The sequence below is a fragment of the Vibrio sp. 1641 genome, assembly GCF_033339995.1.
Lineage (GTDB): Bacteria > Pseudomonadota > Gammaproteobacteria > Enterobacterales > Vibrionaceae > Vibrio > Vibrio alginolyticus.
In genome coordinates this window covers 1-621 of sequence record NZ_JAWOVP010000280.1, presented here as the reverse complement: position 1 = coordinate 621, position 621 = coordinate 1, and the positions used below count along the sequence as shown (strand labels likewise).

Below are 621 nucleotides of genomic sequence, written 5' to 3'. Positions count from 1 at the left end.
AAATTGGCGATAAAACAACTTGTTACGAAGTCGTGACGGTGTTCTGACATCAAATGTATAACTGAGTGTTATGTTTAACAGAAGTTATTTTGAAGATAAGAGAATGACATGAAGAAACTTCTTACACTTTCATTGCTGATGGTTACTGCAACAGGATATGCAGCGCAATGTCGTGTGGACATCCATAATGAAGTTCGTATGGATCGACAGAGTTTGGAAATTCCCCACCCATCTGGTGCTAAAGCCGTCGTGGACGAAGACAACAACTTGTTCATCAAAGGTGAGTTGATTGAACTCGATGCGGAGCAGAAAGCCGCGATTGAAGCATATCGCGAAAAAATGAATGCCTATATCCCTCAAGCTAAGCAGCTAGCGAGTGATGGCTTGGAACTCGCCAATGACATCATTGATGATGTGGCAGCGAGTTTGGATGCGCCGGGCGCGTTTGATAACGTAAAAGTTGCAGTTAAAGACTTCTTTGCTGATGTGCAATCTCGTTATTACAAAGATGGTGATTTTATTTTGCCTGCAGATAGCTTTGAATCGATGACGCAGGGCTGGACGAAAGATTTTGAAAAAGCGCAGGAGATTTTTAATAAAGAGTTTCTGGCTAGCGCGTTC

Annotated in this window: 1 protein-coding gene; it reads left to right on the top strand. The window is 42.5% G+C overall.

The genetic code is table 11. The annotated features are described in order from the left end of the window. Positions 1–108: 108 nt before the first annotated feature. Positions 109–621 (top strand): DUF2884 family protein (locus R7Z47_RS25520; RefSeq protein WP_318130851.1); only part of this gene is annotated, 513 nt, incomplete at its 3' end.